The sequence below is a fragment of the Bacillus sp. NPDC094106 genome (genome assembly GCF_044764345.1).
Lineage (GTDB): Bacteria > Bacillota > Bacilli > Bacillales > Bacillaceae_G > Bacillus_A.
Genome location: NZ_JBIWHY010000023.1, coordinates 35737 through 58799 on the forward strand (window position 1 = coordinate 35737; position 23063 = coordinate 58799).

38 protein-coding genes and 1 pseudogene are annotated in these 23063 nt (G+C 39.0%); 37 read left to right on the plus strand and 2 right to left on the minus strand.

The window, feature by feature from the left end:
• The 35 genes and pseudogenes from rplB (at position 1) to ACIQ7L_RS24690 (ending at position 19921) form a co-directional block, all read left to right on the plus strand.
• Positions 1-831, plus strand: a complete 831-nt coding sequence (gene rplB, locus ACIQ7L_RS24520; protein ID WP_006093109.1) for a 50S ribosomal protein L2 — start codon at positions 1-3, stop codon at positions 829-831.
• A 60-nt stretch (positions 832-891) separates the two neighbouring features.
• On the plus strand, positions 892-1170 hold the full coding sequence (gene rpsS / locus ACIQ7L_RS24525; RefSeq protein ID WP_042981373.1) for a 30S ribosomal protein S19: 279 nt from the start codon (positions 892-894) through the stop codon (positions 1168-1170).
• 17 nt (positions 1171-1187) lie between these two features.
• The gene (rplV, locus tag ACIQ7L_RS24530) at positions 1188-1529 is read left to right on the plus strand and encodes a 50S ribosomal protein L22 (protein ID WP_003194358.1); all 342 of its coding nucleotides are present in this window, start codon (positions 1188-1190) and stop codon (positions 1527-1529) included.
• A 3-nt stretch (positions 1530-1532) separates the two neighbouring features.
• On the plus strand, positions 1533-2192 hold the full coding sequence (rpsC, locus tag ACIQ7L_RS24535; protein WP_000529958.1) for a 30S ribosomal protein S3: 660 nt from the start codon (positions 1533-1535) through the stop codon (positions 2190-2192).
• Between the two features lies 1 nt (position 2193).
• Entirely contained in the window at positions 2194-2628 is a 435-nt protein-coding gene (gene rplP, locus ACIQ7L_RS24540; protein WP_016116953.1) for a 50S ribosomal protein L16, read from the plus strand.
• Entirely contained in the window at positions 2618-2818 is a 201-nt protein-coding gene (rpmC, locus tag ACIQ7L_RS24545) for a 50S ribosomal protein L29 (protein ID WP_000855718.1), read from the plus strand. Before rplP ends, rpmC begins: the two co-directional genes overlap by 11 nt.
• 20 nt (positions 2819-2838) lie before the next feature.
• Complete coding sequence (gene rpsQ / locus ACIQ7L_RS24550; protein ID WP_016116954.1) at positions 2839-3102, plus strand: 30S ribosomal protein S17; 264 nt, start codon at positions 2839-2841, stop codon at positions 3100-3102.
• A 43-nt stretch (positions 3103-3145) separates the two neighbouring features.
• Complete coding sequence (gene rplN, locus ACIQ7L_RS24555) at positions 3146-3514, plus strand: 50S ribosomal protein L14 (RefSeq protein WP_061129083.1); 369 nt, start codon at positions 3146-3148, stop codon at positions 3512-3514.
• 38 nt (positions 3515-3552) lie between these two features.
• A complete protein-coding gene (gene rplX, locus ACIQ7L_RS24560; protein ID WP_000558201.1) occupies positions 3553-3864 on the plus strand; it encodes a 50S ribosomal protein L24 in 312 nt (103 codons plus the stop codon).
• A 26-nt stretch (positions 3865-3890) separates the two neighbouring features.
• The gene (gene rplE / locus ACIQ7L_RS24565; RefSeq protein ID WP_400572380.1) at positions 3891-4430 is read left to right on the plus strand and encodes a 50S ribosomal protein L5; all 540 of its coding nucleotides are present in this window, start codon (positions 3891-3893) and stop codon (positions 4428-4430) included.
• Between the two features lie 33 nt (positions 4431-4463).
• Complete coding sequence (gene rpsN / locus ACIQ7L_RS24570) at positions 4464-4649, plus strand: 30S ribosomal protein S14 (RefSeq protein WP_001085700.1); 186 nt, start codon at positions 4464-4466, stop codon at positions 4647-4649.
• A gap of 29 nt (positions 4650-4678) precedes the next feature.
• A complete protein-coding gene (rpsH, locus tag ACIQ7L_RS24575; RefSeq protein WP_000245511.1) occupies positions 4679-5077 on the plus strand; it encodes a 30S ribosomal protein S8 in 399 nt (132 codons plus the stop codon).
• Positions 5078-5109: 32 nt separating this feature from the next.
• Positions 5110-5649, plus strand: a complete 540-nt coding sequence (gene rplF, locus ACIQ7L_RS24580) for a 50S ribosomal protein L6 (RefSeq protein ID WP_003194369.1) — start codon at positions 5110-5112, stop codon at positions 5647-5649.
• A 31-nt stretch (positions 5650-5680) separates the two neighbouring features.
• The gene (gene rplR, locus ACIQ7L_RS24585; protein WP_000628816.1) at positions 5681-6043 is read left to right on the plus strand and encodes a 50S ribosomal protein L18; all 363 of its coding nucleotides are present in this window, start codon (positions 5681-5683) and stop codon (positions 6041-6043) included.
• Positions 6044-6064: 21 nt separating this feature from the next.
• The gene (rpsE, locus tag ACIQ7L_RS24590) at positions 6065-6565 is read left to right on the plus strand and encodes a 30S ribosomal protein S5 (protein WP_003194373.1); all 501 of its coding nucleotides are present in this window, start codon (positions 6065-6067) and stop codon (positions 6563-6565) included.
• 16 nt (positions 6566-6581) lie between these two features.
• Positions 6582-6764, plus strand: a complete 183-nt coding sequence (rpmD, locus tag ACIQ7L_RS24595) for a 50S ribosomal protein L30 (RefSeq protein WP_001085234.1) — start codon at positions 6582-6584, stop codon at positions 6762-6764.
• A gap of 33 nt (positions 6765-6797) precedes the next feature.
• Positions 6798-7238 carry a 50S ribosomal protein L15 gene (rplO, locus tag ACIQ7L_RS24600; protein WP_400572382.1) on the plus strand — a complete coding sequence of 147 codons (441 nt, stop codon included), beginning with the start codon at positions 6798-6800 and terminating at the stop codon, positions 7236-7238.
• Entirely contained in the window at positions 7238-8539 is a 1302-nt protein-coding gene (gene secY, locus ACIQ7L_RS24605; RefSeq protein ID WP_400572384.1) for a preprotein translocase subunit SecY, read from the plus strand. Before rplO ends, secY begins: the two co-directional genes overlap by 1 nt.
• Positions 8540-8591: 52 nt before the next feature.
• Complete coding sequence (locus ACIQ7L_RS24610; RefSeq protein ID WP_097898926.1) at positions 8592-9242, plus strand: adenylate kinase; 651 nt, start codon at positions 8592-8594, stop codon at positions 9240-9242.
• On the plus strand, positions 9242-9988 hold the full coding sequence (gene map, locus ACIQ7L_RS24615) for a type I methionyl aminopeptidase (RefSeq protein ID WP_097898925.1): 747 nt from the start codon (positions 9242-9244) through the stop codon (positions 9986-9988). The genes ACIQ7L_RS24610 and map overlap by 1 nt, the downstream gene beginning before the upstream one ends.
• Positions 9989-10056: 68 nt before the next feature.
• On the plus strand, positions 10057-10275 hold the full coding sequence (infA, locus tag ACIQ7L_RS24620; protein ID WP_001029884.1) for a translation initiation factor IF-1: 219 nt from the start codon (positions 10057-10059) through the stop codon (positions 10273-10275).
• 35 nt (positions 10276-10310) lie between these two features.
• Positions 10311-10424: a 50S ribosomal protein L36 gene (rpmJ, locus tag ACIQ7L_RS24625; protein WP_000868344.1), complete on the plus strand. Its 114-nt coding sequence runs from the start codon at positions 10311-10313 to the stop codon at positions 10422-10424.
• Between the two features lie 21 nt (positions 10425-10445).
• A complete protein-coding gene (gene rpsM, locus ACIQ7L_RS24630) occupies positions 10446-10811 on the plus strand; it encodes a 30S ribosomal protein S13 (protein WP_000090789.1) in 366 nt (121 codons plus the stop codon).
• A gap of 24 nt (positions 10812-10835) precedes the next feature.
• A complete protein-coding gene (gene rpsK, locus ACIQ7L_RS24635; RefSeq protein WP_000101799.1) occupies positions 10836-11225 on the plus strand; it encodes a 30S ribosomal protein S11 in 390 nt (129 codons plus the stop codon).
• Between the two features lie 180 nt (positions 11226-11405).
• Positions 11406-12350: pseudogene (locus ACIQ7L_RS24640) on the plus strand (DNA-directed RNA polymerase subunit alpha).
• 35 nt (positions 12351-12385) lie between these two features.
• Positions 12386-12748, plus strand: coding sequence for a 50S ribosomal protein L17 (gene rplQ / locus ACIQ7L_RS24645; RefSeq protein WP_000331491.1), 363 nt, complete (start codon positions 12386-12388; stop codon positions 12746-12748).
• A 110-nt stretch (positions 12749-12858) separates the two neighbouring features.
• The gene (locus tag ACIQ7L_RS24650; protein WP_400572388.1) at positions 12859-13701 is read left to right on the plus strand and encodes an energy-coupling factor ABC transporter ATP-binding protein; all 843 of its coding nucleotides are present in this window, start codon (positions 12859-12861) and stop codon (positions 13699-13701) included.
• Positions 13677-14558 carry an energy-coupling factor ABC transporter ATP-binding protein gene (locus ACIQ7L_RS24655; RefSeq protein WP_400572390.1) on the plus strand — a complete coding sequence of 294 codons (882 nt, stop codon included), beginning with the start codon at positions 13677-13679 and terminating at the stop codon, positions 14556-14558. Before ACIQ7L_RS24650 ends, ACIQ7L_RS24655 begins: the two co-directional genes overlap by 25 nt.
• Positions 14546-15340 (plus strand): energy-coupling factor transporter transmembrane component T family protein, encoded by a 795-nt coding sequence (locus ACIQ7L_RS24660; protein WP_097898921.1) that lies wholly within the window; start codon positions 14546-14548, stop codon positions 15338-15340. Before ACIQ7L_RS24655 ends, ACIQ7L_RS24660 begins: the two co-directional genes overlap by 13 nt.
• 14 nt (positions 15341-15354) lie before the next feature.
• Positions 15355-16098 (plus strand): tRNA pseudouridine(38-40) synthase TruA, encoded by a 744-nt coding sequence (truA, locus tag ACIQ7L_RS24665; RefSeq protein WP_400572392.1) that lies wholly within the window; start codon positions 15355-15357, stop codon positions 16096-16098.
• A 152-nt stretch (positions 16099-16250) separates the two neighbouring features.
• The gene (gene rplM, locus ACIQ7L_RS24670) at positions 16251-16688 is read left to right on the plus strand and encodes a 50S ribosomal protein L13 (RefSeq protein ID WP_400572394.1); all 438 of its coding nucleotides are present in this window, start codon (positions 16251-16253) and stop codon (positions 16686-16688) included.
• A 21-nt stretch (positions 16689-16709) separates the two neighbouring features.
• Positions 16710-17102, plus strand: coding sequence for a 30S ribosomal protein S9 (gene rpsI, locus ACIQ7L_RS24675; RefSeq protein ID WP_000079986.1), 393 nt, complete (start codon positions 16710-16712; stop codon positions 17100-17102).
• A 393-nt stretch (positions 17103-17495) separates the two neighbouring features.
• Positions 17496-17924 carry a DUF2521 family protein gene (locus ACIQ7L_RS24680; protein WP_097898919.1) on the plus strand — a complete coding sequence of 143 codons (429 nt, stop codon included), beginning with the start codon at positions 17496-17498 and terminating at the stop codon, positions 17922-17924.
• Positions 17925-17990: 66 nt separating this feature from the next.
• Positions 17991-18704, plus strand: a complete 714-nt coding sequence (gene cwlD, locus ACIQ7L_RS24685; protein ID WP_097898918.1) for an N-acetylmuramoyl-L-alanine amidase CwlD — start codon at positions 17991-17993, stop codon at positions 18702-18704.
• Positions 18705-18853: 149 nt separating this feature from the next.
• A complete protein-coding gene (locus tag ACIQ7L_RS24690; protein WP_400572396.1) occupies positions 18854-19921 on the plus strand; it encodes an Mrp/NBP35 family ATP-binding protein in 1068 nt (355 codons plus the stop codon).
• Between the two features lie 194 nt (positions 19922-20115).
• Here ACIQ7L_RS24690 and gerD read toward each other — a convergent pair whose 3' ends face one another.
• On the minus strand, positions 20116-20727 hold the full coding sequence (gene gerD, locus ACIQ7L_RS24695) for a spore germination lipoprotein GerD (protein ID WP_400572398.1): 612 nt from the start codon (positions 20725-20727) through the stop codon (positions 20116-20118).
• Positions 20728-20865: 138 nt separating this feature from the next.
• Here gerD and ACIQ7L_RS24700 point away from each other — a divergent pair, with 138 nt between their 5' ends.
• Positions 20866-21480, plus strand: a complete 615-nt coding sequence (locus tag ACIQ7L_RS24700; protein ID WP_400572400.1) for a KinB-signaling pathway activation protein — start codon at positions 20866-20868, stop codon at positions 21478-21480.
• Between the two features lie 154 nt (positions 21481-21634).
• Here the strand turns inward: ACIQ7L_RS24700 and pdaB are convergent, their stop codons facing one another.
• Positions 21635-22399, minus strand: coding sequence for a polysaccharide deacetylase family sporulation protein PdaB (gene pdaB / locus ACIQ7L_RS24705; RefSeq protein ID WP_400572402.1), 765 nt, complete (start codon positions 22397-22399; stop codon positions 21635-21637).
• Positions 22400-22606: 207 nt separating this feature from the next.
• Here pdaB and ACIQ7L_RS24710 point away from each other — a divergent pair, with 207 nt between their 5' ends.
• Positions 22607-22825 carry a hypothetical protein gene (locus ACIQ7L_RS24710; RefSeq protein ID WP_400572404.1) on the plus strand — a complete coding sequence of 73 codons (219 nt, stop codon included), beginning with the start codon at positions 22607-22609 and terminating at the stop codon, positions 22823-22825.
• Positions 22826-23063 lie beyond the last annotated feature (238 nt).

Consider the following 23063-nt stretch of genomic DNA (forward strand, 5'->3'; position numbering starts at 1 on the left):
ATGGCAATTAAAAAGTATAATCCAACTACTAACGGTCGTCGTAATATGACAACGAATGATTTCGCTGAAATTACGACTGACAGACCGGAAAAGTCTTTACTTGCGCCTTTAAGCAAAAAGGCTGGTCGTAATAACCAAGGTAAAATTACTGTACGTCACCAAGGTGGCGGACATAAGCGTCAATACCGTATCATCGACTTTAAACGTAACAAAGATGGAATTCCAGGACGCGTTGCTACGATCGAATACGATCCAAACCGCTCTGCGAATATCGCATTAATTAACTACGTTGACGGTGAAAAACGTTACATCCTTGCTCCTAAAAACTTAGAAGTAGGTATGGAAGTTATGTCTGGCGCTGAAGCTGACATTAAAATCGGTAACGCATTACCATTAATCAACATTCCAGTAGGTACTGTTGTTCATAACATCGAGCTTAAGCCTGGTCGTGGCGGACAATTAGTTCGTTCTGCTGGTACATCTGCTCAAGTACTTGGTAAAGAAGGAAAATACGTACTTGTACGTTTAACTTCTGGTGAAGTGCGTTTAGTATTATCTGCTTGTCGCGCTACAGTTGGTCAAGTAGGTAACGAACAACATGAACTTATCAAAATCGGTAAAGCAGGTCGCTCTCGCTGGTTAGGTAAGCGCCCAACAGTTCGTGGTTCTGTAATGAACCCAGTTGATCACCCACACGGTGGTGGTGAAGGACGCTCTCCAATCGGACGTAAGTCTCCAATGTCTCCATGGGGTAAACCAACTCTTGGATTCAAGACTCGTAAGAAAAATAAAGCGTCTGATAAATTTATCGTTCGTCGTCGTAAAAAATAATGGGATTGTAGTACGGTTCATTTCTAGAACCGTACGCCAATCACGAAGGGAGGCACCACAATGGCTCGTAGCTTAAAAAAAGGACCATTTGTTGATGAGCACTTAATGAACAAAATGGAAAAATTAGTTGCATCTGAGCAAAAACAAGTTGTTAAAACTTGGTCTCGTCGTTCAACAATCTTCCCTCAGTTCATCGGTCATACAATTGCTGTATATGATGGTCGTAAACACGTACCTGTGTACATCACTGAGGATATGGTTGGCCATAAGTTAGGTGAATTCGCACCAACTCGTACGTACAAAGGTCACCTTGCTGACGATAAGAAAACTAGAAGATAATGAGAGGAGGCACTTCAATGCAAGCTAAAGCAGTAGCGAGAACAGTTCGTATTGCTCCTCGTAAAGTTCGTTTAGTTGTAGACTTAATCCGAGGTAAGCAAGTGGGTGAAGCGATTGCTATCCTTAACCACACACCAAAAACTGCTTCTCCAGTTGTAGAGAAAGTTTTAAAATCTGCAATCGCAAATGCAGAGCACAATTACGAAATGGACATTAACAACCTAGTTGTTGAAACAGTTTTCGTTGACGAAGGTCCTACGTTAAAACGTTTCCGTCCACGTGCAATGGGTCGTGCAAGCCAAATTAACAAACGCACAAGCCACATTACAGTTGTGGTATCAGAAAAGAAGGAGGGATAATCGATGGGTCAGAAGGTTAATCCAATTGGTCTTCGTGTCGGTGTTATCCGTGACTGGGAATCTCGTTGGTTCGCTGAAAAAGATTACGCTACATTATTACATGAAGACATCAAAATCCGTGAGTACATTACTGTACGCTTAAAAGATTCTGCTGTTGCTAAAGTAGAAATCGAACGTGCAGCAAATCGTGTAAATGTTACAATTCACACTGCAAAACCTGGTATGGTAATTGGTAAAGGTGGTACAGAAGTTGAAGCGCTTCGTAAAGCACTTAACCAATTAACAGGCAAGCGTGTACACATCAACATCTTAGAAGTTAAGAGAGCTGATCTTAACGCTAAATTAGTAGGCGAAAACATCGCTCGTCAATTAGAAAACCGTGTATCTTTCCGTCGTGCACAGAAGCAAGTAATTCAACGTGCTATGCGTGCAGGAGCTAAAGGTATTAAAACACAGGTTTCTGGTCGTCTTGGCGGAGCTGATATCGCTCGTGCAGAATCTTACAGTGAAGGAACTGTTCCACTTCATACACTTCGCGCTGATATTGACTATGCAGCAGTTGAAGCTGATACAACATACGGTAAATTAGGCGTAAAAGTATGGATCTACCGTGGAGAAGTCCTTCCTACAAAAAAGAAAGCTTCTGAGGAAGGAGGAAAATAATATGTTAATGCCTAAACGCGTAAAATATCGTAGAGAGCATCGTGGTAAAATGCGTGGTCGTGCAAAAGGTGGAGCTGAAATTGCTTTCGGTGAATTCGGTTTACAAGCACAAGCTGCTTCATGGATTACAAACCGTCAAATCGAAGCTGCTCGTCGTGCAATGACTCGTTACATGAAACGTGGCGGTAAAGTATGGATTAAAATTTTCCCTTCTAAGCCTTACACTGCAAAACCTCTAGAAGTACGTATGGGTTCCGGTAAAGGGGCACCAGAAGGCTGGGTAGCAGTAGTAAAACCTGGGAAAATTATGTTCGAAATCGCGGGTGTATCTGAAGAGGTAGCACGCGAAGCCTTACGTCTTGCAGCTCACAAATTACCAGTGAAATGTAAATTCGTAAAACGTGAAGAAAATGGTGGTGAATCTAATGAAAACTAATGATATTCGTGAATTAACCACTGCCGAAATCGAAACAAAAGTTAAAGCTTTAAAGGAAGAGTTGTTTAATCTTCGCTTCCAACTTGCTACAGGACAATTAGAGAATCCAACTCGCATCCGTGAAGTGCGTAAAGCGATTGCTCGTATGAAAACTGTAGTTCGTGAAAGAGAGATCGGAATTAATCGATAAATTGAGGGGAGGTTTGCATAGTGAGCGAACGTAACCAACGCAAAGTTTATACTGGTCGTGTAGTGTCTGACAAAATGGACAAAACGATTACAGTTTTAGTTGAAACTTACAAAACTCATTCCTTGTACGGAAAACGTGTTAAGTATTCTAAAAAGTACAAAGCCCATGATGAGCAAAACCAAGCAAAAATTGGCGATATCGTAAAAATCATGGAAACTCGCCCGCTTTCTGCTACTAAGCGTTTCCGTTTAGTTGAAATCGTTGAAGAAGCGGTTATTATCTAAATAGACGAATCGGAATTTTTAGTCCGAAGGGAGGTTTCATAACATGATCCAACAAGAATCTCGTTTGAAAGTTGCTGACAATTCTGGTGCACGTGAACTTTTAACAATTAAAGTATTAGGCGGCTCTGGTCGTAAATATGCTAACATTGGTGATATTATCGTTGCTACGGTAAAACAAGCAACACCAGGTGGCGTTGTTAAAAAAGGTGACGTTGTTAAGGCAGTAGTGGTACGTACGAAGAGCGGAGCTCGTCGTACGGACGGTTCTTACATTAAATTTGATGAAAACGCAGCGGTTATCATCAAAGACGATAAGAGCCCACGTGGTACTCGTATCTTTGGACCAGTAGCTCGTGAATTACGTGATAGCAACTTCATGAAGATCGTTTCTTTAGCTCCAGAAGTTCTATAATTTAAGGTATTGCCTTGCTAAGGAGGTGCAGAATTAAGATGCATGTAAAAAAAGGTGATAAAGTACAGGTAATCACTGGTAAAGACAAAGGAAAACAAGGTGTTATCCTTGTGGCTTTCCCAAAGCAAAACCGTGTTATCGTTGAGGGTGTTAACATCGTTAAGAAACACTCTAAGCCATCTCAATTAAATCCACAAGGTGGAATTATTACGAAAGAAGCACCTATTCACGTTTCTAATGTTATGGTATTAGATCCGAAAACAGGCGAACCTACTCGTGTAGGCTTCAAAGTAGAAGATGGTAAAAAAGTTCGTATTGCAAAAAAATCTGGTGAATTATTAGATAAATAATTTTCTTAAGAAAGGAGGTCACTTCATTGAATCGCCTTAAAGAGAAGTTCCAAAAGGAAGTTACTCCTGCTCTAGTGAGCAAGTTTAACTATAAATCTGTAATGCAAGTACCGAAGATCGAAAAGATCGTTATCAACACTGGTGTTGGTGATGCGGTAGCAAACTCTAAAGCATTAGACAATGCTGTAGAGGAATTAACTCAAATCACAGGTCAAAAACCTGTTATCACTCGCGCGAAGAAATCTATCGCAGGTTTCCGTCTTCGTGAAGGTATGCCTATCGGTGCGAAAGTTACTTTACGCGGTGAGCAAATGTATGAGTTCTTCGACAAATTAGTAGCTGTTTCTTTACCACGTGTACGTGATTTCCGTGGTGTATCTAAGAAATCTTTTGATGGTCGTGGTAACTATACGTTAGGTGTTAAAGAGCAACTTATTTTCCCTGAGATTGATTATGATAAAGTAAGCAAAGTCCGCGGTATGGACATCGTAATCGTTACTACAGCGAAAACTGATGAAGAAGCTCGTGAACTTTTAACACAATTCGGTATGCCATTCCAAAAATAATGGAAGCCAACGCTAAGTAGAGGAGGCGAAAACGTGGCTAAAAAATCTATGATTGCGAAACAAAAGCGTACTCCTAAGTTTAAAGTACAAGAGTATACACGTTGCGAACGCTGCGGTCGTCCGCATTCTGTATACCGCAAATTTAAACTTTGCCGTATTTGTTTCCGTGAACTTGCATATAAAGGTCAAATTCCTGGTGTTAAAAAAGCTAGTTGGTAAAACCCACAAATGGGAAGGAGGTAAAACACATGGTGATGACAGATCCAATTGCAGATATGCTTACTCGCATCCGTAATGCGAACATGGTACGTCATGAGAAATTAGAGGTTCCTGCTTCTAAAATCAAAAAAGAGATTGCTGAACTTTTAAAACGTGAAGGTTTCATTCGTGATGTAGAATACATCGAGGATAACAAACAAGGTATCCTTCGTATTTTCCTGAAATATGGTGCAAACAATGAACGTGTAATCACTGGATTAAAACGTATCAGTAAACCGGGCTTACGCGTTTACGCTAAAGCTGACGAAGTACCACGTGTACTTAACGGATTAGGTATCGCTCTTGTTTCTACATCTAAGGGAGTAATGACAGACAAAGATGCTCGTCAATTACAAACTGGTGGAGAAGTAGTAGCATACGTTTGGTAATATATATTTAAAACGAACGGAGGTGTGACCACATGTCTCGTATTGGTAAAAAGATTCTTGAAATCCCTGCAGGTGTTACTATCACAGTTGCAGAAGACAATACTGTAACAGTAAAAGGCCCTAAAGGTGAATTAACTCGTACTTTCAATGCTGATATGTCTATCAAAATTGAAGAAAATACACTAACAGTTGAGCGTCCATCTGAACAGAAGGAACACCGTGCATTACACGGTACAACTCGTGCTTTAATCGGAAACATGGTTGAAGGTGTAACTACAGGTTTCGCACGCGGACTTGAATTAGTCGGTGTTGGTTACCGTGCTCAAAAACAAGGTGATAAACTTGTATTAAGCGTAGGTTATTCTCATCCAGTAGAAATGACTCCGGAAGCAGGACTTGAAGTTGAAGTACCTGCACCAACTAAAATCGTAATTAAAGGTATCGACAAGCAACGTGTTGGCGAATTTGCTGCTAACATCCGTGCTGTACGTGCTCCAGAGCCATATAAAGGCAAAGGTATTCGTTACGAAGGCGAAGTTGTTCGTCGTAAAGAAGGTAAAACTGCTAAGTAAACCCGTTAGGTGAGAGAAAGGAGTGACAAGAATGATCACTAAAGCTGATAAAAATGCGACTCGTAAGAAAAGACATGCACGCGTACGTGCTAAACTTACTGGTACTGCAGAACGTCCACGTTTAAATGTGTTCCGTTCTAATCAACATATTTACGCTCAAGTTATTGATGATGTAAATGGTGTAACATTAGTAAGTGCATCTACTCTTGATAAAGACCTTGCTCTTAACGGTACTAGCAATATTGAAGCTGCTACGAAAGTTGGAGAATCAGTTGCTAAGCGTGCTGTAGAGAAAGGCGTTAAAGAAGTAGTATTTGATCGCGGTGGTTACTTATACCATGGCCGTGTTAAAGCTCTAGCTGAAGCTGCTCGTGAGGCTGGATTACAATTTTAATGGTCAAAGGAGGGAAAATTGATGCATCGCATTGACCCAAGTAAATTAGAACTTGAAGAACGTGTAGTTACGATAAATCGTGTCGCGAAAGTTGTTAAGGGTGGTCGTCGTTTCCGCTTTGCTGCACTAGTTGTAGTTGGCGATAAAAACGGTCATGTTGGATTCGGTACGGGTAAAGCACAAGAGGTACCAGACGCAATTCGCAAAGCTATCGAAGACGCTAAGAAAAACTTAATCACAGTACCATTAGTTGGTACAACAATTCCACACACAATCAACGGTCATTTTGGAGCTGGTGAAGTATTCTTAAAACCTGCTGCTGAAGGTACTGGAGTTATTGCTGGTGGACCAGTTCGTGCGGTTCTTGAATTAGCTGGTGTACAAGATATTCTTTCGAAATCTCTTGGTTCTAACACACCAATTAACATGATTCGCGCTACTGTGAACGGATTAAGCGAACTTAAGCGTGCTGAAGATGTTGCAAAATTACGCGGTAAATCTGTAGAAGAGCTACTAGGTTAAGAAGGAGGGAAAACAAATGGCGAAAAAGTTAGAAATTACCCTCACTCGTAGTGTAATTGGTCGTCCACAAGATCAACGTGCGACGGTAGAAGCTTTAGGTCTTAAAAAGTTGAATTCAACTGTAGTTAAGGAAGAAACTCCTGCTATTCTTGGTATGATCAACAAAGTTTCTCACCTTGTAACTGTAAAAGAAGCTTAAGGATAACTCATTAATATAAGGAGGTGCCTGGGAATGAAACTTCATGAATTAAAACCTGCAGAAGGTTCTCGTAAAGTACGTAACCGTGTCGGTCGTGGTATCGGTTCTGGTAACGGTAAAACTGCTGGTAAAGGTCATAAAGGACAAAACGCACGTTCTGGTGGCGGTGTTCGTCTTGGCTTTGAAGGTGGTCAAACTCCACTATTCCGTCGTTTACCAAAACGCGGCTTCACAAACATTAACCGTAAAGAGTTTGCTATCGTAAACTTAGCAACGTTAAATCGTTTTGAAGATGGTACAGAAGTAACACCTGAATTATTGCTGGAAACTGGCGTTATCAGCAAATTAAACGACGGTGTTAAAGTTCTTGCACGCGGAGCTGTAGAGAAAAAATTAACTGTTAAAGCGCACAAGTTCTCTTCAAGTGCTAAAGAAGCAATTGAAGCAGCTGGTGGAACAGTTGAGGTGATCTAATGTTTCGTACAATCTCCAACTTTATGCGCGTTGCTGAGATAAGACGTAAAATATTATTCACTTTAGCGATGTTAATCGTATTCAGGATTGGCACGTTTATCCCAGTGCCATTCACAAATGGAGATGTACTGAAAGCACAAGATCAGTTAAATGCATTAGGAATCCTAAATACATTTGGCGGTGGCGCTTTGAAAAACTTCTCCATCTTCGCGATGGGAATCATGCCGTATATTACAGCATCCATCATCGTGCAATTATTGCAGATGGATGTTGTTCCTAAATTTTCGGAATGGTCGAAGCAAGGCGAAATGGGCCGTCGTAAATTAACACAATTCACGCGTTACTTTACGATTGTTCTTGCGTTTATTCAGGCGTTTGGTATGTCAATCGGTTTTAACGGTATGGCAGGTGGCCAGTTAATTTTGAATCCAGGTTGGAGCACTTATTTATACATTGCAACGGTACTGACTGCTGGTACTGCATTTTTAATGTGGTTAGGTGAACAGATTACCGCTAAAGGTGTAGGAAATGGTATTTCCATTATTATCTTTGGTGGTATTGCCGCGGCGATCCCAAATGTATTACATCAAGTATACTTACAACAGTTTCAAAATGTCGGAGATCAACTGTTCATGAGTATCGTTAAAGTCGTATTGGTTTTACTAGCTGTGCTAGCGGTTGTTGTGGGTGTTATTTTCATCCAACAAGCTGTTAGAAAGATCCCAATTCAATATGCGAAGCGTGTAACAGGAGGAAATGGTAGTTATACTGGAGCACAAAACACACATTTACCGCTTAAGGTAAATAGTGCGGGTGTTATTCCAGTAATTTTTGCTGTTTCATTCTTAATTACACCTCCAACTATTGCACAGTTCTTCCCGAATCATGATATATCGAAGTGGATTATTGCAAACTTTAACTATTCTCACCCTGTGGGAATGATTATATATGTAGCGCTCATTGTAGCTTTCGCATATTTCTATGCATTTGTTCAGGTTAATCCAGAGCAAATGGCAGAGAATCTAAACAAACAAGGTGGATATGTTCCTGGTATTCGTCCGGGTAAGAATACAGAACAATATCTAACAAAAATCTTGTATCGTTTGACCTTTGTAGGATCTATTTTCCTAGCAGCGATTGCAATTCTTCCAGTCATATTTACCAAGCTGGGGAACCTTCCTCCATCTGCACAGATTGGTGGAACGAGTATGTTAATCGTTGTCGGCGTTGCTTTAGAAACAATGAAGCAGCTAGAAAGCCAACTGGTAAAACGCCATTACAAAGGGTTTATCAAGCAGTGAGTAAGTGGGAAGAAGTGTCTTCCCTACATGCTCATTATGAGGGGGAACAAAGATGAACTTAATTTTAATGGGGCTTCCTGGTGCCGGTAAAGGTACACAAGCCGAGCAGATTGTTGCCAAGTATAACATCCCTCACATCTCAACAGGTGATATGTTCCGTGCAGCTATGAAGGCTGAAACTGAACTGGGTTTACAAGCTAAGTCCTTTATTGATAAAGGTGCGCTTGTTCCAGATGAAGTTACAATCGGAATCGTTCGTGAACGTCTAAGTCAAGAAGACTGCGTTAAAGGCTTCTTACTAGATGGTTTCCCACGAACAGTTGCACAGGCATCTGCGCTTGAAGAGATTATGAAAGATCTTGGCAAAAAAATCGACTATGTTTTAAACATTAATGTGGATTCAGGATTGCTATTAAAACGTCTTACAGGCCGTCGCATTTGTAAAGAGTGCGGTGCGACTTACCATTTAGAATTTAATCCGCCAGCAAAAGCTGACGTGTGCGATAAATGTGGTGGCGAATTATATCAACGCTCTGATGACAATGAAGAGACTGTAGCAAATCGTTTAGAAGTAAATATTAAGCAAACAAAACCTTTGCTTGATTTCTACGAGGAGCTTGGTTACTTACAAAGCATTAATGGTGAGCAAGATATCAATAAAGTATTTGCTGATATCGATGTTCTCATCGGAGGCTTAGCGTAATGATCATTTGCAAAACTCCTCGCGAGATAGAAATCATGCGAGAAGCTGGCAAGATCGTTGCTTTAACTCATCAAGAGTTGAAAAAGCATATTGCTCCAGGAATTACAACGAAAGAGCTCGATCAAATAGCGGAAAAGACGATTCGAAAATATGGTGCTACGCCATCTTTTAAAGGATACAACGGATTTCCGGGAAGCATCTGTGCTTCTGTAAATGAAGAGCTTGTACATGGGATTCCAGGAAAGCGCAAGCTCCAAGAAGGCGATATCATCAGTATCGATATTGGTGCGAAATACAATGGGTACCATGGAGATTCTGCATGGACGTATCCAGTAGGAAACATTTCTGAATCTGTTCAAAAGCTACTTGATGTCACAGAAAAATCGTTGTATCTTGGTCTAGAACAAGTAAAACCAGGCGAGAGATTATCAAATATCTCACATGCGGTTCAAACGTATGCTGAAGATAATGGGTTCTCGATCGTTAGGGAGTATGTTGGTCACGGAATCGGGCAAGACTTACATGAAGACCCACAAATCCCGCACTATGGTCCACCAAATAAAGGTCCTAGATTAAAGCCGGGAATGGTCATCTGTGTTGAGCCGATGGTGAACCAAGGAAGACGATATGTAAAAACACTATCTGATGACTGGACAGTGGTAACGGTAGATGGTAAATGGTGTGCCCACTTCGAGCACACGATTGCTCTTACAGAAGCAGGATACGAAATCCTTACCACTTTATAAGTAGCTGGCTCTCCGGGATTTCAGAACAGTGTAAAATGTTACTGATTTGAAGAAGGGAGAACTATTGAATGGCTAAAGATGATGTAATTGAAGTCGAAGGTACCGTTCTTGAAACGTTGCCAAATGCTATGTTCAAAGTAGAATTAGAGAATGGGCATGTCGTATTGGCTCACGTTTCTGGTAAAATCCGTATGAACTTCATTCGTATTTTACCAGGAGACAAAGTTACGGTAGAATTATCTCCGTACGATTTAAATCGTGGTCGTATTACGTACCGTTTTAAATAATATAGCACTCCGTAATCTTTAAGGAGGTTCGAGACATGAAAGTAAGACCGTCAGTTAAACCAATCTGCGAAAAATGTAAAGTTATTCGTAGACGTGGAAAAGTAATGGTTATTTGTGAAAACCCTAAACATAAACAAAAACAAGGTTAATCAGAAGGAGGTGCATTCGTAATGGCACGTATCGCAGGTGTAGATATTCCTCGTGACAAACGCGTTGTTATTTCTTTAACTTACGTATTCGGCATTGGTCGTACTACTGCTGAAAAAATTCTTGCTGAAGCTGGTGTTTCTGAAGAAACACGAGTTCGTGATTTAACGGAAGACGAATTAGGACGTATCCGTGATATCATCGATCGTATTAAAGTTGAGGGAGACCTTCGTCGTGAAGTATCTCTTAACATTAAACGTCTAATGGAGATCGGTTCTTACCGTGGTCTTCGTCACCGTCGTGGTTTACCAGTTCGTGGTCAAAACTCTAAAAACAATGCTCGTACGCGTAAAGGTCCACGTCGTACAGTAGCAAATAAAAAGAAATAATAAGTAAAGGAGGTTGAACTAACAATGGCACGTAAAACAAACACTCGTAAAAAACGTGTGAAAAAGAATATTGAAGCTGGTGTAGCTCATATTCGTTCTACTTTCAACAACACAATCGTAACACTTACAGATACTCACGGTAACGCGCTTTCTTGGTCTAGTGCTGGTGCACTTGGTTTCCGTGGATCTCGTAAATCTACTCCATTCGCTGCGCAAATGGCTGCTGAAACTGCTGCTAAAGCTGCAATGGAGCACGGTTTAAAAACTTTAGAGGTTACTGTAAAAGGTCCTGGTGCTGGTCGTGAAGCTGCAATTCGTGCTCTTCAAGCTGCAGGTCTAGAAGTAACAGCAATTAGAGATGTTACTCCAGTTCCTCATAATGGATGTCGTCCACCAAAACGTCGTCGTGTGTAATTTTTCTGTATAGAATTTTCCCTTTTGTCTATAATGGATATGATGCATTATCGAGAAATTTCGTACAGAAACATCGCTTGTTGTGCACAATCGGGAACTGCCTAAGGGGGACTTTCGGTTAAACAGAGGTTTTTCCTTTGTTTAGCCGGGGTTTCGACGTTTTGAAGGAGGGTTTAGTTAATGATTGAGATTGAAAAACCGAAAATCGAAACGGTTGAACTTAACGAAGATGCTAAGTATGGTAAATTCGTGATTGAACCGCTTGAGCGTGGATATGGTACTACTTTGGTTAACTCCTTAATTAGTATTATTTTATCCTCACTCCGTTTTTCCGCTGTTATTTACTTCATAATCTACTGAGTATTTCTTTTTTTTTATAATGTAGAGGGCGTAGTAGAGGACGTTACAACGATCATCTTAAACTTGAAAAAGTTAGCTCTTAAAATCTACTCTGAAGAAGAGAAGACGTTGGAAATCGATGTACAGGGCGAAGGTATTGTCACAGCTGGTGATATTACTCACGATAGTGATGTTGAAATCTTAAATCCAGATTTATACATTGCGACGTTAGCAAAAGATGCGCATTTCCGCGTGCGTTTAACTGCAAAGCGTGGCCGTGGGTATACGCCAGCTGATGCAAATAAAAGCGAAGATCAACCAATAGGAGTTATTCCTATTGATTCTATTTATACTCCAGTATCACGTGTTACTTACCAAGTGGAAAAGACACGTGTCGGACAAGTGGCAAATTATGATAAGCTTACGCTTGATGTATGGACGGATGGAAGCATCGGGCCAAAAGAAGCTATCTCTTTGGGTGCCAAAATCTTAACTGAGCATTTAAACATCTTCGTTGGTTTAACTGATGAAGCACAAAATGCTGAGATTATGGTCGAGAAGGAAGAAGATCAAAAAGAAAAAGTTCTAGAGATGACTATTGAAGAACTTGATCTTTCTGTTCGTTCTTATAATTGCTTAAAACGTGCAGGAATTAATACTGTACAAGAGCTTGCGAACAAAACAGAAGAAGATATGATGAAAGTTCGTAACTTAGGACGTAAATCTTTAGAAGAAGTTAAACATAAGCTTGAGGAATTAGGCTTAGGTTTACGCAAAGACGACTGAGGATTTAAATTCATCAACAAAGGAGGGAACTACGAATGGCATACAGAAAATTAGGCCGTACAAGTGCGCAACGTAAAGCTATGTTACGTGACTTAGCTACTGATTTAATTATCAACGAGCGCATTCAAACGACAGAAACTCGTGCAAAAGAACTTCGTTCTGTAGTGGAAAAAATGATCACTTTAGGTAAACGCGGAGATCTTCATGCTCGTCGTCAAGCAGCATCTTTCATCCGCAATGAAGTTGCTAACGCTGAGACTGGTCAAGATGCACTTCAAAAATTATTCGCTGATGTAGCTCCACGCTATGCTGAGCGTCAAGGCGGATACACTCGTATTGCAAAAATTGGTCCACGTCGCGGAGACGCAGCACCAATGGTAATTATCGAGTTAGTATAATGATAATTAAAAGGGCAGGACAGTTCTTTTCAAGTAACTGGTCATGGCCCTTTTTTTTAATATAAGAAAATAGGCTAACTTGGCGAAGTAACGAAAGAGGGTGCCTTGTATTGAAAAAAGAGAAGCTTCGCACACGAAATATATCATTTCAATATCCCGGGGCAACTTCTTATGCGTTAAAAGATGTATCATTCTCTTTATATGAGGGAGAGTGGATATCTGTTATTGGACAAAATGGTTCAGGAAAGTCTACCCTTGCAAAATTATTAAATGGTTTATTTCTACCAGAATCAGGTACGATTACTGTGAACGATACAATGATTCTATCTGAGGAAACGGTATGGGATATTCGAAAGCAAATTGGTATGGTATTTCAAAATCCAGATAATCAATTTGTAGGTACAACAGTACAAGACGACGTTGTATTTGGGCTTGAGAATATTGGAATGCCCCGGGAACAGATGGTAGAACGGCTGAATCAAGCGTTGCAGCTTGTTCGGATGGAGGAGTTTTTAAATGAAGAACCGCATTCATTATCTGGTGGACAAAAGCAACGTGTTGCGATAGCAGGTGTTTTAGCTCTCCAACCATCTATTTTAATATTGGATGAGGCAACATCAATGTTAGATCCACAGGGGAGACGTGAAGTAGTTGAAACGGTTAGACAGCTTGTTGGTAAGAAAGGGATTACTGTCTTATCAATTACGCATGATCTAGAAGAAGCTGCGCAGTCAGATCGCATCATTATTTTGAATAAGGGAGAAATATTAGAGGAAGGGACACCACAGCAAATTTTTAAGTCCTCTCATATGCTCAGAGAAATTGGTTTAGATGTACCTTTTTCAGTGAAAATAGCAGAATTATTAAAAAGAAATGAAATTCCGCTGCAAAATACGCATCTTACAATGGAAAGCTTGGTGAACGAACTTTGGAGATTACATTCCAAAAGGTAGAGCATCGTTATCAATATAAGACTCCATTTGAAAGACGCGCGCTTTATGATGTAGACGTGTCGTTTCCAAGTGGGGGCTATTATGCCATTATCGGTCATACTGGTTCCGGCAAATCGACGATGATTCAACATTTAAATGGCTTATTGCAGCCAACACATGGTACAGTCCAAATTGGAGAACATTTAATTTCCGCACAAAAGAAAGCGAAGAAGTTAAAGCCACTGCGAAAAAAGGTAGGGGTTGTCTTTCAATTTCCAGAGCATCAACTATTTGAAGAAACAGTTGAGAAGGATATTTGTTTTGGACCCTCAAATTTCGGTGTACCTGAAGACAAGGCAAAGCAAAAGGCGAGAGATGCAATCGAGCTTGTTGGATTGGATCCAGAATTATTATCACGTTCTCCGTTCGAGTTAAGCGGTGGACAAATGAGACGTGTTGCAATAGCAGGCGTACTTGCGATGGAACCGGAAGTGCTTGTATTAGATGAACCCACAGCAGGACTTGATCCAAAGGGGCACCATGAGCTTATGGAGATGTTTTATAAGCTTCATAAGGAGCAGGGGCTTACAGTAATCCTTGTTACCCATAATATGGAGGATGCTGCTAAATATGCGGATCAAATTGTGGTTATGCATAAAGGAACGGTCCTTTTGCAAGGAACAGCAGAGGAAGTATTTTCACATGCGGATGAGCTAGAACAAATCGGTGTGGATCTTCCAATGTCTTTAAAGTATAAACGTGCAATTGAAGAGAAGTTTGGTATTTCGATTCCAAAGGCTACCTTATCTTTAGAGGACCTTACTCATGAAGTTGTACAGGTGTTACGAAAAGGTGGTCATGAATCATGCAGCAGTTGATTATTGGGAGATATATTCCAGGTCAGTCACTCATTCATCAACTTGATCCTCGTACGAAGCTGTTGATTGTCTTTTTATATGTATTTGTTGTCTTTTTAGCAAATAATGCGATTTCATATGGATTTTTATTTTTATATGCACTCATTGCTTTATTTTTTGCAAAAGTGCCGATTCGTTATGTACTTTCGGGCTTAAAACCAATTTTATGGATTTTCCTTTTTACATTTTTCCTGCATATTTTTACGAATAAAGAAGGGGATGTACTGTTCCAGCTTGGTTGGTTTTCGATACATGAAAAAGGATTAGAGCAAGGGATATATATTTCAATACGCTTCTTTGTCATTATTTTAATGACAACATTATTAACGTTAACGACAACACCAATCGAGATTACGGATGGTATGGAAACGTTATTAAAACCATTAAAGCGTTTAAAAGTTCCTGTTCACGAAATCGCATTAATGATGTCTATTTCTCTTCGTTTTATTCCAACATTAATGGATGAGACAAGTAAAATTATGAAAGCACAAGCATCCCGTGGTATTGATTTTGCTGGTGGACCGATAAAGGATCGGCTGAAAGCAGTTATTTCTTTACTTGTCCCTCTGTTTATTAGTGCTTTTAAGCGTGCTGAGGACTTAGCAATTGCAATGGAAGCACGAGGTTATCAAAGCGGTGAAGGACGTACTAAATTTAGGCAGCTACGCTGGAAAACAAGCGATACGTTAACAATAGTGAGTTTACTTTGTTTAGCGTGTATTCTAGCATGGGTGCGATCGTAATGGAGAATAGAGAGATGGAAAGAATAAAATGTACAGTTGCATATGATGGTATCAATTTTTGTGGGTATCAAATTCAACCACAGCATCGTACTGTTCAGCAAGAAATAGAAAAGGCTCTGCAAAAATTGCATAAAGGAGAGCTTATTCGTGTTCAGGCATCAGGAAGAACGGACTCTACTGTTCATGCAAGAGGACAGGTGATTCATTTTGATACACCGTTGTCTCTTGAAGAATGGCAATGGATGAATGCTTTAAATACAATGTTGCCAGATGATATTGTTGCCTTGCAAGTAGAGAAAAAAACAGAAGATTTCCATGCACGCTACGGTGTGGAGAGAAAAGAGTATCGTTACCGTGTATTATTATCTAAAACAGCTGATGTATTCCGTAGAAATTATGTATATCAGTATCCGTATCCACTAGAGATAGAATCTATAAGAAAAGCAATTCCTTATTTTATAGGGACGCATGATTTCACTTCATTTTGTTCGGCAAAAACTGATAAAAAAGATAAAGTGCGAACAATTTATGAAATAGATTTAATTGAACAAGATGATGAATTAATTTTTCGTTTTGTAGGCAATGGATTTTTATATAATATGGTTAGAATTATTGTCGGTACGCTACTTAGCGTAGGACAAGGAAAGATAGCTCCTGACAGCATTCCAGAGATTTTAGAAAAACAAGATCGTCGTTTTGCTGGGAAGATGGTGCCAGGGCAAGGGCTTTATTTATGGCAGGTAAACTATAACAACTAATCCTGGTGTAACATTTGCTTGACATTAGAATCTCAAAAGGATATCATAACATATGGTATTGTTTCTAAAACCACGATTAGCCCCGGAAGGAAATCGTGTTTAAGATAAACAATAGATTTTTTCTATGGAAAAGATAACGAGGAGGGAAACAAATGCGTACGACTTTTATGGCAAAAGCTAACGAAGTTGAGCGTAAATGGTACGTGGTTGACGCTGAAGATAAAACTTTAGGTCGCCTTGCTAGTGAAGTAGCATCCATTTTACGTGGTAAAAACAAACCAACATTTACACCACACGTTGACACGGGTGATCATGTAATTATTATTAACGCTGAGAAAATTCATTTAACAGGTAATAAATTAAACGATAAAATTTACTACCGTCACACTAACCACCCAGGTGGTCTTAAACAAAGAACAGCTCTAGAAATGCGTACAAACTACCCTGTACAAATGTTAGAGCTTGCAATTAAAGGCATGCTTCCAAAAGGACGTTTAGGACGTCAAATGTCTAAAAAATTAAATGTGTATGCTGGAGCTGAGCATCCACACCAAGCACAAAAACCAGAAGTTTACGAACTTCGCGGATAATTAATTAAAGGAGGGCTTACTTTGGCACAGGTACAATACTATGGTACTGGACGTCGTAAGAGTTCAGTAGCACGCGTACGCCTAGTTCCAGGCGAAGGACGCGTTATCATTAACGGTCGTGATTTTGAAAACTATATCCCATTTGCTGCATTACGTGAAGTAGTGAAACAACCTCTAGTTGCAACAGAAACTTTAGGTAACTACGATGTACTTGTAAACGTAAATGGTGGTGGATACACTGGTCAAGCTGGTGCTATTCGTCACGGTATCTCTCGCGCTTTATTAAAAGCTGACCCAGAATACCGTCTAACATTAAAACGTGCAGGTCTATTAACTCGTGACGCACGTATGAAAGAGCGTAAAAAATACGGTCTTAAAGGCGCACGTCGTGCACCTCAGTTCTCAAAACGTTAATTTTTGCGAACTTCAAACCCCAGCCACTCGGCTGGGGTTTTTTATTATGTCTTAATCAATGGAACTATATAAATTAAACCTTTCATCATCGACCGTGAGTTCACAGGATAAACCTATTTTGATTTTTCACTATATAAGTTGCTGCTACGAAGAATAAAAGGCAACCTGCATCTATCTGTATATTCCTTTTGTTTTCACACGGCATGGGACAGAAAAAAGGGTCTGACCGTTTCTTGCATGGCCGGATGCTCTCTCCCATCTAAAAAGAAAGGTTTTGCACCGTTTTTTTAAATTTTTTGTATTATAGCTTGGAATATTTTAGTGCTACCTTCTTACGTATGCTTCGTCTTTAGAAGTTTAGACTAATACGTATTAGGGAGGTTTATAAGTACTATGAATGTCATTGTCACCTTACAAGAAAAACAAAAAGAAAAGCAATTGAAGTATGAACGGAAGATGCTCCGTGAATTGTCATTAAAAACATTGCGTTCAAATATCCGTGATGCTTTTGATATGAAGGAATTGCATCGTCAGTACGAAGATTATTGTATTGAACTAGGAATTGAATCGTACTTACTAGGAGCAAGATATAGTAAATTTGGCTATTATGGCGAATCTTTTTTCGATGTGAAATATAGAGCTTTAGAAGAAGAGCAACAATTAACGGAAATGTTATTTCATTTTTTAACGAGTATGACCGCGCGAGAGATAGGATCAAAAGATGAGGAACAACTTTATGAATCATGCCAGCAATTTATTAGCGTATGGTGGCGCGAAGGATACGAAAAAGGTGAAAGAAGATATCGTTTAAAGCTGCATTAAGAGAAGCATAAACTTTCCTCTTGTCCCATATAAGTAATTAGAGGGACTAGCTGGAGGAGGAAAGGTATGAAGAGAATTCGAATTATCTCTTTTGTGCTGGCTGCTATTGTATTGTTTTTCCTGGTAAAACAAGAATTTCAAATTACAAAATCGTGGCGAGCTTGGAATTTACCCTTATCTGGGAAAGTAATTGTGCTAGATGCTGGACATGGGGGACCAGATGGAGGGGCGGTTGGTGGGGAAGATATTGTAGAAAAAAACATTACACTGGAAATTACCAAAATGGTACAAGATTATTTACAAGAACAAGGTGCTTTAGTTATTTTAACGCGAGAGGGAGATTATGATTTAGCTGATAAAGACACAAAGTCATATAGCAGGCGCAAAGCAGAGGATCTCAAAAAACGTGTAGAGATCATTAATAAGCCTGATGTAGATTTTTTTGTGAGCATTCACTTAAATGCTTTGCCTAGCAGTAGCTCGAAGGGAGCACAAACGTTTTATTATCGCTCTTTAATTGAGAATGAACGTGCAGCAAAGTATATACAAGCTGAATTGCGAACGAGTCTAGAAAACACAAATCGTTCAGCTAAAACAATCTCTCATGTCTATTTACTTAAGTATGCAAAAACACCAGGTGCTTTAGTTGAAGCCGGCTTTTTATCGAATGTAAATGAACGATATATGTTAAATTCAGAGAAGTATCAGCAAAAGGTTGCAGCTGCGATATACCGGGGGATACTACGTTATTTTACGGAAAAAGGAAATCCTCCTGAGTAAGGAGGATTTTTTTGAGGGCCTCTCGTTAACGAAGTTTTTGGAAAATATGTTATACTGGAAATGTAAACGCATTTATTTTGAAAATAAAAATGAACAAACCCAATTCATTTAACATTACTTTATTTTTCATACAGGGGGCTGGGGTAATTATGGTAACGAAAGAGCAAGTGGTCGAGGCGCTTGAAGGGATTACTGATCCATTTCTACATAAAACATTAAAAGAAACAAATGCAATTCAAGAGGTAACTGTTAAGCCTGAGAAAGAGCATGTGAGCGTGAAAATTGCGATTGTAAAAACAGGGACTGCTGAACAAATGCAGTTGCAGGCTGCTATTGTTAAACTTGTAAAAGAACTTGGAGCAGCAACAGTTGGTTTACGTTTTGCCGAATTTACGGGGGAAGAACTAGCGCAGTTTGCACCACCGCAAGAAGAGAAGGGAAGTGAATCGCTACTATCCCCGCATTCTAAAACAACATTTTTAGCGGTTGCAAGTGGAAAAGGCGGAGTGGGTAAATCAACGGTTTCGGTTAACCTTGCGATTTCACTAGCTCGTTTAGGGAAAAAAGTCGGTATTATTGATGCAGATATTTATGGTTTTAGTGTGCCAGATATGATGGGCATAGAAAAACGTCCAATTGTAAGAGGGGATAAAATTATTCCAGTGGAGCGATTAGGGGTTAAAGTAATTTCAATGGGCTTCTTTGTTGAGGATAATGCACCAGTTATTTGGAGAGGACCAATGCTTGGTAAAATGCTAAATCACTTTTTCACAGAAGTGGAATGGGGTGATTTAGATTATTTAGTACTAGATTTACCACCAGGTACAGGGGATGTAGCATTAGATGTTCATTCAATGCTCCCATCTTGTAAAGAGATTATTGTAACAACGCCTCATCCAACTGCTGCATTTGTAGCGGCTCGTGCGGGTGCAATGGCACTGCGCACTGAACATAGCATTCTTGGAGTTATTGAAAATATGGCATACTTCGAAAGTAAAGTAACTGGTGAAAAAGAATATGTATTCGGAAAAGGTGGAGGAGATAAATTAGCCACAGAACTACAAACTGATGTGCTAGGCAGAATTCCACTTCAGCAACCGGATTGGAATAAAGAAGACTTTGCGCCATCAGTATACGAAGGTACACATAAAACAGGAATTATCTATCGAACAATAGCTGAACAAGTTATTGATAGAACATCTGTGAAACAGAAATAAAGTGAAACTTTAATTAGTGGAGTTTTTTTAACTCTCGCTGATTATTAACTCTCACCTCAAACTTCATTATTTTCGCTGAAGTTTGAGGTGAGAGCATTACTGCCTGCATATAGCGAGGTAAATAAAAGAAGTAGAAAATTCCCCATCCTAGTATATAGTGCTGGGGAATTTACAATATATAGTCATTTTCTTTATTATTGTCCTTTGTTCCCACCTTGTGAGCCACCACCAGATTCTTTTTTCTCAGAACCTCCACCTTTTTCGGCTTTTTGAACACCTTTGCCAATGATATCAATCATCTTAGCTTGGAAGAGTGGGCTTTCCGTAGTCTCGGTTAATACTTGCTGCAAATATTGGCGATACTCTTTACTTTTCATAGTTTGTAGCATCATTTTTTCTACTTCGGGATTTTTCATAATTTCTATAACGCCTGCTTGGTATTCAGGGTCTTTTAATAGGGTTTTCATTAAGCTTGTTTGTTCCTTCCCCATACTTTTAGCAAACTTCGCTGAAAACTCAGGGTCTTTAAATAATTTTCCCCAAAACTGTTGTCCCTTTTCGGATACCATTGCATCTTCAATTGTTTTCTTTACTACAGTTTCATCTAATATAAGTGCTTGTTTCATTTTTTCATCGGTTAATACATCTTGGATCGCTTTCTTCCCTTGATCAGTTTTTAAAATATCGACAATCATTTTTTTTGTTTGATCGTAATCTAATTCGGATTTCGCTTCTTTTCCTTGTGCACATGCGCCAAGTAGAGTAAACAGAATCGAAGAAACCAAAACGAGCAGCATCCGTTTCATAAGTGGGAGCTCCTTTCAACACAGTTCTCTTTTTTAATATAAATATCTTTAAGGAATTTATACATGTTCATGGCTAGCTTTTTGAAATTGTCATTGATACAATTTAATTAGAAATATATGAATAATGGGGGATGGGTTGTGAATAGTCGAAAGTGGGTACGATTATTTTTTACGACGTTGTTTCTTGGTGGGATTAGCACAATCTTTATCGGCTTTATTTTAGGTTGGGACAAGTACGCTAAATTTTTTCAAAATTTCGACGGAAGAGAGATTTTAGCAGTTTCTTTTTGGTTAATGGGTGTCGGTTTTATTTTTAGTGTTATAAGTCAGATGGGTTTCTTTGCTTATTTAACAGTTCATCGTTTTGGGTTAGGAATGTTTCGTTCGTCTTCTCTTTGGAACGCGGTTCAGCTTTTTTTTATTGCGTTTGTCTTGTTTGACTTCGTTTATTTAAGATCTGTGCTTATTGCAAATGGAGATGTTTCATTAGGCAATAATATTCTTGTGGCTGGGGTTTTATTTATATTTGGTGCCATTGTAGCTTATATAAAGAGTAAAGAAACAAATAAAAAGGCGTTTGTACCTGCTTTATTTTTTATGGTTGTTGTAACGATTCTCGAATGGGTGCCAGCGCTTCGGGTTAATGATACGGATTGGCTATATTTAATGGTTATACCACTTTTACTGTGCAATGCATATCAGTTACTTATATTACATCGTTTAATAGGACAAAGAAGTAAAGCAGCTAGTTAAGGGGAAAAATAAAAAAGGATGTAACACCTTTTTTATGAGGTGGTACATCCTTTTTGTGTAGAGAAATATTAGATAACATACCGTGAAACTTCATTCAATGGGTTTGGGTTCTTATTGATGATTGCTAATACAGGATAAGTGAGAGTTGAGTGGTTTAATTGATATCTTTACTCTTTGCACTTGTATTAGAGATTAGTTGCGATACGGGTATCTGTTCATAACCATCGCTTTTTAATTTTTGCAGGAGCAATGGTAGAGCTTTGTTTGTTTGAAGTGCGGAATCAGAAGCGTGTAATAGAACGATATCTCCGCCTCGTAAATTGTTAGAAATGGTTGATACAATTTTATTTACACCAGGATTTTTCCAGTCGTTTGAATTATTGCTCCAGTGAACAACGGTGTAACCAAGAGATTCTGCCACCTTGAGCGTTGTTTTATTAAAATCACCACTAGGAGGGCGTAAGAGCTTGACTTGTTTCACACCAAGTTTTGTGAATACATCTTGTGCACGTAAAAGATCCCTTCGCATTTCGTTCGCTTCTAGTGAAGTGTAGGATGTATAATTGTAGCCCATGCTGCCAATTTCATGGCCATCTTTTAGGATGCGTTCGACAATATCAGGATGTCTTTCGGCCCATGCTGCAGAGAGGAAGAATGTTGCGTTCTTAATTTCTCTTTCTTTTAATGTATCAAGGATTGGGATTGCTTTTTTGTCTCCCCAACTAATATCAAACGTTAATGCAACCTGTTTCTTAGCGGTATCGCCTTTATAAATAACTTTTGGTCCAGTAGCAGTGGAGAAAGCAGATTCATGAGAATACGTTTTTAAGAAAAGCAACCATGCTGTAAATAAGGAAAGTACAATTATTAAACTAATGTGCTTAAATCTGCGCTTACTTGTGATAAAAAAGAAAAACATAATATTCCGCCCCTTTGTCCAATCCTTTTCAGTTACTTATATGCATGAAGATTTGAAAAGAGAACTAAAGAATTAATATCGTAAGTAGTGGATATGATAGACAATACGATTGAAATTCTACAAAGATTGCTTTCAACGGTCTTGGATAATAAAGATTAAAATCGATGAGAGTGTTATTTTTATGTAAGTAATTGTTGGGGTGATTATTTGATTGGGATTATGATGACAAAAGAAGAACGGAAAGAAATGCAATGTATATTAAAGAGAGAGCTTGATGAACTTTTATTTGATTTTGAGGATGAACGTATACATAATGTTGTGAAAAAGACGATGGAAGAACGATATAAAATCATTTTTTGTTTGTTTCGAAAAGTAGCGAATGCAGAAGAATGTATTAGTTATGTAAGAAAAAGAATTTTTTATTAAAAAGTGTTGACTATAGTATTTAACGTATGGTAAATTAATAAACGTCGCTGATAGCAACAGAGCAAAACGCGACAAACGAAATAAAAAACTTAGTTGACATTGAAACATTAAAATGTTAACATAAGGAAGTCGCGAATGAGCGACAAACAAGTTCTTTGAAAACTGAACGAAACAAACAACGTGAAACGTCAATTTTTATTTTATGATGCTAGACAAACTAACTTTATTGGAGAGTTTG

Excerpts from the sequence above, each read along its gene's own strand:
- rplB (WP_006093109.1), top strand. The coding sequence starts at position 1 with ATGGCAATTAAAAAGTATAATCCAACTACTAACGGTCGTCGTAATATG.
- rpsS (WP_042981373.1), top strand. The coding sequence starts at position 892 with ATGGCTCGTAGCTTAAAAAAAGGACCATTTGTTGATGAGCACTTAATG.
- rplV (WP_003194358.1), top strand. The coding sequence starts at position 1,188 with ATGCAAGCTAAAGCAGTAGCGAGAACAGTTCGTATTGCTCCTCGTAAA.
- rpsC (WP_000529958.1), top strand. The coding sequence starts at position 1,533 with ATGGGTCAGAAGGTTAATCCAATTGGTCTTCGTGTCGGTGTTATCCGT.
- rplP (WP_016116953.1), top strand. The coding sequence starts at position 2,194 with ATGTTAATGCCTAAACGCGTAAAATATCGTAGAGAGCATCGTGGTAAA.
- rpmC (WP_000855718.1), top strand. The coding sequence starts at position 2,618 with ATGAAAACTAATGATATTCGTGAATTAACCACTGCCGAAATCGAAACA.
- rplN (WP_061129083.1), top strand. The coding sequence starts at position 3,146 with ATGATCCAACAAGAATCTCGTTTGAAAGTTGCTGACAATTCTGGTGCA.
- rplX (WP_000558201.1), top strand. The coding sequence starts at position 3,553 with ATGCATGTAAAAAAAGGTGATAAAGTACAGGTAATCACTGGTAAAGAC.
- rpsH (WP_000245511.1), top strand. The coding sequence starts at position 4,679 with ATGGTGATGACAGATCCAATTGCAGATATGCTTACTCGCATCCGTAAT.
- rplF (WP_003194369.1), top strand. The coding sequence starts at position 5,110 with ATGTCTCGTATTGGTAAAAAGATTCTTGAAATCCCTGCAGGTGTTACT.
- rplR (WP_000628816.1), top strand. The coding sequence starts at position 5,681 with ATGATCACTAAAGCTGATAAAAATGCGACTCGTAAGAAAAGACATGCA.
- rpsE (WP_003194373.1), top strand. The coding sequence starts at position 6,065 with ATGCATCGCATTGACCCAAGTAAATTAGAACTTGAAGAACGTGTAGTT.
- rpmD (WP_001085234.1), top strand. The coding sequence starts at position 6,582 with ATGGCGAAAAAGTTAGAAATTACCCTCACTCGTAGTGTAATTGGTCGT.
- rplO (WP_400572382.1), top strand. The coding sequence starts at position 6,798 with ATGAAACTTCATGAATTAAAACCTGCAGAAGGTTCTCGTAAAGTACGT.
- secY (WP_400572384.1), top strand. The coding sequence starts at position 7,238 with ATGTTTCGTACAATCTCCAACTTTATGCGCGTTGCTGAGATAAGACGT.
- ACIQ7L_RS24610 (WP_097898926.1), top strand. The coding sequence starts at position 8,592 with ATGAACTTAATTTTAATGGGGCTTCCTGGTGCCGGTAAAGGTACACAA.
- map (WP_097898925.1), top strand. The coding sequence starts at position 9,242 with ATGATCATTTGCAAAACTCCTCGCGAGATAGAAATCATGCGAGAAGCT.
- infA (WP_001029884.1), top strand. The coding sequence starts at position 10,057 with ATGGCTAAAGATGATGTAATTGAAGTCGAAGGTACCGTTCTTGAAACG.
- rpmJ (WP_000868344.1), top strand. The coding sequence starts at position 10,311 with ATGAAAGTAAGACCGTCAGTTAAACCAATCTGCGAAAAATGTAAAGTT.
- rpsM (WP_000090789.1), top strand. The coding sequence starts at position 10,446 with ATGGCACGTATCGCAGGTGTAGATATTCCTCGTGACAAACGCGTTGTT.
- rpsK (WP_000101799.1), top strand. The coding sequence starts at position 10,836 with ATGGCACGTAAAACAAACACTCGTAAAAAACGTGTGAAAAAGAATATT.
- rplQ (WP_000331491.1), top strand. The coding sequence starts at position 12,386 with ATGGCATACAGAAAATTAGGCCGTACAAGTGCGCAACGTAAAGCTATG.
- ACIQ7L_RS24660 (WP_097898921.1), top strand. The coding sequence starts at position 14,546 with ATGCAGCAGTTGATTATTGGGAGATATATTCCAGGTCAGTCACTCATT.
- truA (WP_400572392.1), top strand. The coding sequence starts at position 15,355 with ATGGAAAGAATAAAATGTACAGTTGCATATGATGGTATCAATTTTTGT.
- rplM (WP_400572394.1), top strand. The coding sequence starts at position 16,251 with ATGCGTACGACTTTTATGGCAAAAGCTAACGAAGTTGAGCGTAAATGG.
- ACIQ7L_RS24680 (WP_097898919.1), top strand. The coding sequence starts at position 17,496 with ATGAATGTCATTGTCACCTTACAAGAAAAACAAAAAGAAAAGCAATTG.
- cwlD (WP_097898918.1), top strand. The coding sequence starts at position 17,991 with ATGAAGAGAATTCGAATTATCTCTTTTGTGCTGGCTGCTATTGTATTG.
- ACIQ7L_RS24690 (WP_400572396.1), top strand. The coding sequence starts at position 18,854 with ATGGTAACGAAAGAGCAAGTGGTCGAGGCGCTTGAAGGGATTACTGAT.
- gerD (WP_400572398.1), bottom strand. The coding sequence starts at position 20,727 with ATGAAACGGATGCTGCTCGTTTTGGTTTCTTCGATTCTGTTTACTCTA.
- pdaB (WP_400572402.1), bottom strand. The coding sequence starts at position 22,399 with ATGTTTTTCTTTTTTATCACAAGTAAGCGCAGATTTAAGCACATTAGT.